The sequence below is a fragment of the Burkholderia sp. Tr-20390 genome (genome assembly GCF_017104595.1).
Classification (GTDB): Bacteria; Pseudomonadota; Gammaproteobacteria; order Burkholderiales; family Burkholderiaceae; genus Burkholderia.
Genome location: NZ_JAAGPC010000275.1, coordinates 1 through 8,064 on the forward strand (window position 1 = coordinate 1; position 8,064 = coordinate 8,064).

The 8,064-nt window shown below is 68.0% G+C and carries 6 protein-coding genes; 2 read left to right on the forward strand and 4 right to left on the reverse strand.

Annotated features, from left to right (window positions below; all coding sequences use genetic code 11):
• Positions 1-880: ABC transporter permease subunit (locus G3N98_RS36960; protein WP_346779128.1), on the reverse strand; the 880-nt coding region annotated here is incomplete at its 3' end.
• A gap of 31 nt (positions 881-911) precedes the next feature.
• Positions 912-1,955 (reverse strand): Fe(3+) ABC transporter substrate-binding protein, encoded by a 1,044-nt coding sequence (locus G3N98_RS36965; RefSeq protein ID WP_089424913.1) that lies wholly within the window; start codon positions 1,953-1,955, stop codon positions 912-914.
• 243 nt (positions 1,956-2,198) lie between these two features.
• Here G3N98_RS36965 and G3N98_RS36970 point away from each other — a divergent pair, with 243 nt between their 5' ends.
• Positions 2,199-2,360: a hypothetical protein gene (locus tag G3N98_RS36970; protein WP_006476417.1), complete on the forward strand. Its 162-nt coding sequence runs from the start codon at positions 2,199-2,201 to the stop codon at positions 2,358-2,360.
• A gap of 148 nt (positions 2,361-2,508) precedes the next feature.
• Here the strand turns inward: G3N98_RS36970 and G3N98_RS36975 are convergent, their stop codons facing one another.
• Together G3N98_RS36975 and G3N98_RS36980 are read right to left on the reverse strand one after the other, a co-directional pair.
• Complete coding sequence (locus G3N98_RS36975; protein WP_089472452.1) at positions 2,509-3,876, reverse strand: amino acid permease; 1,368 nt, start codon at positions 3,874-3,876, stop codon at positions 2,509-2,511.
• Positions 3,877-4,166: 290 nt separating this feature from the next.
• Entirely contained in the window at positions 4,167-6,458 is a 2,292-nt protein-coding gene (locus G3N98_RS36980; RefSeq protein WP_206150889.1) for an FUSC family membrane protein, read from the reverse strand.
• A 182-nt stretch (positions 6,459-6,640) separates the two neighbouring features.
• Between G3N98_RS36980 and G3N98_RS36985 the strand changes: the two genes are divergently transcribed.
• Positions 6,641-8,064, forward strand: a 1,424-nt coding sequence (locus G3N98_RS36985; protein ID WP_206150890.1) for an exodeoxyribonuclease V subunit gamma, incomplete at its 3' end; no start/stop codon positions are given.

Sequence of the window (8,064 nt, forward strand, 5' to 3'; positions counted from 1 at the left end):
AGCCGAGCACGGCGGCGCCCAGCGCGGCCGTGCCCGTCAGGCGGCGCGGCGCGATCGGCCGCATGCGCCGGCCATGCGCATAGCGCTGGCGGCGGCGCCCGTAGCGTTCGAGCACGATCATGCCGACGACGATCGCGAGCATCGCGAGTGCGATCTGCGCGGCGCCGGCGAGGTCGGAGCGCGTGATCCACGTCGTGTAGACGGACACGGTCAGCGTTTGCACGCCGAGGAATTCCGACGCGCCGATATCGTTCAGCGTTTCGAGCAGCGCGAGGCTCACGCCCACCGCGATCGCGGGGCGCGCGAGCGGCACGACGACGCGCCAGAACGTCGCGATGCGTCCCGCGCCGAGCGTGCGAGCGGCTTCGAGCAGGCTCGCGGACTGCGTGACGAACATCGCGCGCGTGCTCAGGTAAACATACGGATACAGCACGAAGCCGAGCACGAAGATCGCGCCGGGCAGCGAGCGCAGGTCGGGCAGGCGGAACTGGCGCGGGCTGTCGAAGCCGAGCAGCCAGCGGATCGCGCCCTGCACCGGGCCGATCGGGTGCAGCAGGTCGAGATACGCAAACGCGACGATGTAGGTGGGAACCGCGAGCGGCAGCAGCAGCGCCCACGTCAGCATCCGGCGGCCGGGAAAGTCGTATGCGGTGACGAGCCACGCGCAGCCGGTGCCGACGATCGACACTATCGCGCCGACGCCCGCGAGCAGCAGCAGCGTATTGACGAGTGCCTGCGGCAGCACGAATTCGGCGAGATGGCGCCAGTGCGCGAGATCGGCGTCGAACGCGGCGGCCACGAGTACCGCAAGCGGCGCCGCGACCGCCGCGGCGATCGCCAGCGCCGCGAGCAGCCACAGGCTGCCCGCGCGCGGCAGCACGCTCGGCCGGCGCGTGCCGCCGGTGGTTGCGTCAGTTGTCAAAACCGACCTTGTCGACCAACTGGCTCGCCTGCTTGCGATGCTTCGCGATGTCCGCCAACGGCAGCGGGTCGATCTTCAGCGTGCCGAAGCTGGCGATCACCGGGTCGAGCTTCACGTTCGCGCGCACCGGGTATTCGTAGTTCGCCTGCGCATACAGCGCCTGCGCTTCCGGCGACACGAGGTACTCGAGCAGTTTGACCGCGTTGGCCTTGTGCGGCGCATGCTTCGCGACCGTCGCGCCGCTGATGTTCACGTGCGTGCCGCCGCTCTTCGCGTTCGCGAACGTCGGCCGCACGACCTTGATCGCGTCGCCCCACTTGCGCGCGTCGCTGCCGGGCTCCGCATTCTTCATGTGGCCGACGTAGTAAGCGTTCGCGAGGCCGACGTCGCAGATGCCGCCGAGGATGTCGCGCGCGACGTCGCGGTCGCCGCCCGTCGCCTTGCGCGCGAGGTTCGCCTTCACGCCGCGCAACCACTTCTCGGTCGCCGCTTCGCCGTCGTGCGCGATCATCGCCGCGACGAGCGCCGTGTTGTACGGGTGCTGGCCCGAGCGGATGCAGACCTTGCCCTTCCATTTCGGATCGGCGAGATCCTCGTAGCGGAATGCGTCGACCTTCAGGTCCTTCTCGACGTACAGCACGCGGTCGCGCAGCGACAGCGCGTACCAGTCGCCGTTCGCGCCGCGCAGGTTCGCGGGAATTGCGTCGTCGAGCGCCTTCGAGCGCACCGGCTGCGTGAGCCCGCCGTCGACGAGGTCGAGCAGGTTGCCGACGTCGACCGTCATCAGCACGTCGGCCGGCGACTGCGCGCCTTCCGCCTTCACGCGCTCGAGCAGGCCGTCCTTCACGAACACCGTGTTGACCTTGACGCCGCTCTGCTTCGTGAAGGCGTCGATGAGCGGCTGGATCAGCTTCGGTTCGCGGGTGGTGTACAGGCTCACTTCCTCGGCCGCGTGGGCCAGCGGCGCGAATGCGGCGGCGGCAAGGGCGAGGGCGCCGGCAAGCGGCAGCAGGCGGGTGCGCGGATTCGACATGAAGACTCCGGAAGGGGCAGGTGGACGATGGGAGCGTTCCGGGGCGCGCCTGCCGCCCGAGCGACCCGAAACATTACAAAATGAAAGACTCGAGATTCTAGATCGAAATGGGAATGGTTATCAAATGAAAGCTTGCGGTGGGCGGGCGGAGGACGGGGAAGGGGATCGGAAACGGCGCGTCGCAGCGGGCGCGCAAGCGCGTAGAATGCCCGCTTCGATGAATTTGATGGAATCGCCCCGACCATGAACGATCAGCGCAAGAAGAACCCTGTCCGCAACGTGAGCATCCTGATCGTCGTGGCCGTGCTGCTCGTGATCGGGACGATCCTGTACAACGCGATTTCGCAGAAGCACGCGTACGACGAGGCCCATCCGGCCGAGGCAGCGAGCGCGGCGTCGCACTGACGTGCCGATGCGCGGCCCGGCGGGCCGCGCACATAGGGTGCATGCGGGGGGGATGAGTCCCCGGCTCTTGACGCGCTGGACGCTGCGCGGAGCCGGGAGAGAAGCGTGCGCCGGAACCGGCGCGCCGCGTAGGCAGATCAGTCGTGCGTCAACGTGACGCAGGGGCGAACTTCGGGCGGATCCGTGCGTAGAACACGGCCGCGAGCAGCGCGAGCCAGGCCGCGCCGACATACAGCGCGACGCGCGTGTCCTCGAACCAGCCGAGCATCACGATCACGAAGCCCATGAACGCGATCGTCAGTGCCGGCGCGACCGGCCACAACGGCACCTTGAACTTCAGCGCCGCGACTTCGGCGCTCGACAGCCGGCGGCGCATCGCGACCTGCGATAGCAGGATCATCAGCCACACCCACACGGTGGCGAACGTCGCGATCGCGGCGACCATCAGGAACACGTCCTTCGGCATCAGGTAGTTGAGCAGCACGCCGACGAGCAGCGCGACCGCCATCACGAGCACCGTGACCCACGGCACACCGTGCCGCGACGTGGTCATCAGCACGGCCGGCGCCTGGCCCTGGCGCGCCATCCCGAACATCATCCGGCCCGCGCCGAAGATGTCGCTGTTGATCGCGGAGATCGCCGCGCTGATCACCACCAGGTTGAGGATCGTCGCGGCCGACTTCACGCCGAGCGCCGAGAAGATCTGCACGAACGGGCTGCCGTCGTTGCCGACACCCGTCCACGGGCTGATCGACATCAGCACGACCATCGTCAGCACGTAGAACAGCAGGATGCGCGCGGGCACCGCGTTGATCGCGCGCGGAATCACGCGCTCCGGATCCTTCGCCTCGCCGGCGCTCATGCCGATCACCTCGATCCCGCCGTACGCGAAGATCACGACCGACAGCGACGCGATCAGCCCGCCGACGCCGTTCGGCAGGAAGCCGCCATGGTTCCACAGGTTCGCGAACGTCGGCACGTCGGCCGAATGGCCGAAGTGCATGCCGGTCAGCAGGATCGCGACGCCGCCGCCGATCATCGCGACGATCGCGCCGACCTTGATGATCGACAGCCAGAACTCGAGCTCGCCGAACACCTTCACGTGGCACAGGTTCAGCCCGCAGATGATCGCGACCACGCCGAGCACCCAGATCCATTGCGGGACATCCGGAAACCAGAAGCCCATGTAGATGCCGAACGCGGTGATGTCGGCGATCGCGACGATCACCATTTCGAGCGTGTAGGTCCAGCCGGTAACGAAACCGGCGAACGGGCCGAGGTTCTCGGTCGCGTAGTGGCCGAACGAGCCGGCGACGGGTTCGCGCACGGCCATCTCGCCGAGCGCGCGCATCACCATGTAGACGGCCGCGCCGCCCAGGATGTACGCCAGGATCACGGCCGGTCCCGCGAGCTGGATCGCGGACGCCGAACCGTAGAACAGGCCCGTGCCGATCGCCGAACCCAGCGCGAGAAAGCGGATGTGCCGCGCGCTCAGGTGGCGCTGCAAGTTTTTCATCGTGTCTCCGATATCGTTATGCGACGGACCGGGCGAGCGGGACCGGTCCGATTGGCTTAAGTTGTATAGACAACTTAAATGTGAACGAATGATAACAAGCCGGGCCGGGTGACCGGAATCGGGTATTCCCTGACTGGCGCGACGGGCGCAATGAGGGGCGGGGCGGTCGTGCCTCGAGGGCGCGGGCCGCGTGGAACGGGCGGGTCATGCTTCGGGGATCGCTGAATCGGAGAGCGCCGGGGCCGATCCGCGGCAGGCGCGGGCCGGCCACCGGCGGGGTCAAGCCTGGGTCAGGCGGGCAGGCGGATTACGCTCGCATCCTTGCGGATCAGCAGCGACGAAGCCAGCATCTGCTTGCACTGGTGCGCGAGCACCTTCAGGTCGTGCGTGAGCTCGGCCCCCACCGCATCGGATTGCTCCGCGGACACGACCATCGCGTCGAGGTCGCGCGTGATCTGCTTCGACGCGTCGAGCTGGTCGGCGGGCGGCGGCTCGCCCGCTTCGGCCTTCTCGAGATTGTCGAGCACCGCGGCGAGGCCGCGATGCAGCGCGTCGTCGTGGAGGATGCTGCCGTCGGCCGCGCAGGCCGTGCGGATCAGCGGCGCGGCGGCCGTGATCTGCGCGCCGAGCACGTGCGTCTGCACGAGCAGGTCGTTCAGTTCGGGCACGAAGCGCTGGTGCGCCTTCGGCTCGATCATCATCCGCTGGAACGCCTGCCCGAGATTCGCGAACGCGATGTGCACGTCCTTGCGCGCGAGGCGGTAGCGGTAGTCGTCGTCGAGGGCCGTGGCCGTCGTCTCGATGGCCGCGGCGACGACCGGCACGACGGCCGCGCCGTCGGCGGCCGGCACCGGCGGCGGCGACATGCCGCGCCCGGCGCGCCACACGGCTTCGAAATACTTGCGGGTGGCGGTGAGCATGTCGGCGACCTGCTTGCCCATCAGCCGGTATTCCCAGTACGGGAACAGCCGGCTCGCGGCGATCGCGATCATGCAGCCGACCACCGTGTCGATCGCGCGCTCGCCGATGATCCGCATGCTGCCCGGCGCGAGCAGGTGGAACATCAGCAGCACGTATGACGACGTGAACACGACGCTCGCCGCGTAGTTGAACAGCAGCAGGCTGTAGCTCATCACCATCGACCCGAACATGATCGCGATCAGCAGATGCGTATCCTTGACCGTGTAGATCAGCGCGACGCTCGCCGCGCAGCCGATCAGCGTGCCGACGATACGCGCCGCGTTGCGCTGCTTGGTCAGCGAATAGCCGGGCTTCAGGATGATGATGGTGGTCATCACGATCCAGTACGCGTTCGTGAGCGGCAGCAGCCGGCCGAGCCAGAACCCGACCGCCACCGCGATCGTCACGCGCAGCGCGTGGCGGAAGCTCGGCGAGCGCATGTTCAGGTTCGAGAAGATCAGGAGCGGCGACATCCGGCGGCGCTGCAGGAAGCGCGTGAGCGCCTTGTCGATCTTCAGTTCGGTTTGCTGCGGATCGGCGTGGCCCGACAGGTTGCGGCGCATCCGGTCGATCAGGCGCGTCGCGCTCCAGATGCGCCGGAACGTGGCCAGCACGGCCGCATACGCTTCCGCATTGGTGGCCGGGAAGTTCTTCTTGCGCATCAGCTCGATCTCATACTCGATCGCGCGCAGCTCGGCCTTCACGCTGATCCGCGAATGCGGTGCGCGGTTCTCGAGCACCGCGAGGCCGATTTCCTCGAGATCGGCAGCCGCCTTGCGGATCAGGTCGCGGTAGAAAATGATCAGGTCGGAGCCGCCGAACGTATTGCGCACCAGCGGGTAATCGGTGTGGGCGCCGACGAACAGCTCGTGCAGGTCGACGCTGTTGATGAACAGGTTGTACATCGTCGTGCGGCCGGGGTCGAGCTTGCCGCGCCGCAGCTTCGGCAGGTTGCGCAGCACGATGTCGCGCGCGGTTTCCTGCGTTTCGACCGCCGTGATCTGCTTGGCGACGAGATTGCGGTAGCACTCGTCGAGATCGGCATCGAGATCGTAGAACTGCGCGCGTGCGAGCAGGTAGTCGGCGCACGCGAACAGGCTCTCGGCAAGCGCCTGCTGCTCGATCCGGCGCGCCTGCCATTGCGACACGAGCGTGGCCCAGTACGTGTACCAGAGCCCGCCCGCGAGAATCCAGCCGGCGTTGATGAACGCCTGCAGCGGCGTGAATTTCTCCTCGAGCGTCATCACCATCATGAACAGCGTCGCGAAGCTGATCTGCGGCCAGCGGTTGCCGTAGACGACGATCAGCGACAGCACGAAGGTGAGCGGCACGATGGTGAGCCACAGCACGAAGATGTTCGGTGTCGCGAGGCCGGTGGCGAGCGCGGCCAGAAAACCGATCACGCTGCAAGCGAGCATTTCGTTGTGCTTGTACTTGAGCGGGCCGGGCATGTCGACGACGCAGGCGCCGAGCGCGCCCGTCGAGATCGTGAAGCCGAGCTCCCGGTTGTGAAACACGATCAGGCACAGCACGGCCGGCAGCGAAACGCCGACCGCGATCCGCAGGCCGCCGAAAAAGTACTGGCTGTAGAAAAACTTTCTGATTTCGACCGAATAGCGCATCGATGGGCTGAATAGCAGACGAAGACGCCCGGGGGCGGCATCTTGACTGGCGACGAGTCTATCGTATTTCGCGATCCGTAAAACCTGGCCTTCCGGACGAGGTTCGCGACGGCGGCCCATTTGCTATCCTTGGTGATCCTGTTCGCCCGGCCCGGCCGGCGCGAGGTTCCGACGCCTGCTTCATGCTCCATCTCTTCTATTCGAACCGTCACGAAACGCTGGCCGATGCGCTGCTCGAGGATCTGGCCGCGTTCCCGGCCCGCAATGGCCCGTGGGCGCCGCAACAGGTCATCGTGCCGAGCGCGGCGCTGCGCCGCCGTCTCGAGCTCGACATCGCCGCGCGCAACGGCGTGTGCGCGAACGTCGAGTTCACGTATCTCGCGCAATGGCTGTGGGCGCAGATCGGCCGCGTGCTGACGGTTCCTGCGCGTTCGCCGTTCGCACCCGATCGCCTCGTGTGGCGCTGCTACCGGCTGTTCGCGCAGGCGGCCGACGGCGCGCCGTGGCTCGCGTCGCCGCGGCTGGCCGCGTATCTGTCCGCGTCCGACGATGCGATGCGCTACGAGCTGGCACACCGCGTCGCGGCCGTGCTCGATCATTACCTGACCTATCGCCCCGAATGGCTGGCCGCATGGCAGGCCGGCGAGTCCGTGCTCGCGGGCGACGGCGCGCCGCGCGGGATCAGCGACGCCGCGCGCGACGACGAACGCTGGCAGGCCGCGCTGTGGCGCGCGCTGCTCGCCGAGCTGAGCGACAGCGGCACGCCGCCGGCGCACCGTTTCCTCGTCGAGGCGCGCCATCTCGATCCGCAAGCCATCGCGCGCGCGGACTGGCCGGAATCGGTCAGCGTGTTCGCGCTGCCGACGATGCCGCCGCTGCACGTCGCGTTGCTGCGCGAGCTGTCGCGCTGGATCGACGTGCGCGTCTATGCGCTGAACCCGTGCCGCGAATTCTGGTTCGACATCGTGACCGCCGCGCATGCCGAGGCGCTCGATGCGGCCGGGCGGCTCGATTACCAGGAAGTCGGCCATCCGCTGCTCGCCGAATGGGGCAGGCAGACCCAGGCGCAGCTGCACATGCTGCACGAGCTGACTGAAAGCGCCGCGTCGGGCGACGCGTCGCGTTTCGTCGAGAATCCCGCGCCGACGTGGCTCGCGCGCGTGCAGAACGCGATCCTCGAACTGCAGCCGGAGGCCGAAATCGGCGACCCGCCGGCCGAGCGCGGGATCGAGGTGCACGTGTGCCACAGCCTCGCGCGCCAGCTCGAGGTGCTGCACGACCGGCTGCTCGCGTGGTTCGACGCCGACGCGAGCCTGCAACCGTCCGACGTGCTCGTCGCGGTGGCCGATCTTGCCGCGGCCGGGCCGCTGATCGACGCCGTGTTCGGCACGGCCGGCGCCGGCGGCTCGCGCGTGCCTTACCGGATCACCGGCCTGCCGCCGTCGCAGGCGAACCCGGTCGCGCGCGTGCTGCTCGACTGGCTCGCGTTGCCGGAGCGGCAGGTCGGCGCGCCCGAACTGGTCGAATGGCTGCGCGTCGACGCGGTCGCGGCGCGCTACGGCATCGATGCGGCGGCGCTGGAGACGGTGCAGACCTGGCTCGCGGC

Coding starts and splice junctions, on each gene's coding strand:
- G3N98_RS36980 (WP_206150889.1), bottom strand. CDS start 6,458: ATGCGCTATTCGGTCGAAATCAGAAAGTTTTTCTACAGCCAGTACTTT.
- G3N98_RS36975 (WP_089472452.1), bottom strand. CDS start 3,876: ATGAAAAACTTGCAGCGCCACCTGAGCGCGCGGCACATCCGCTTTCTC.
- G3N98_RS36965 (WP_089424913.1), bottom strand. CDS start 1,955: ATGTCGAATCCGCGCACCCGCCTGCTGCCGCTTGCCGGCGCCCTCGCC.
- G3N98_RS36970 (WP_006476417.1), top strand. CDS start 2,199: ATGAACGATCAGCGCAAGAAGAACCCTGTCCGCAACGTGAGCATCCTG.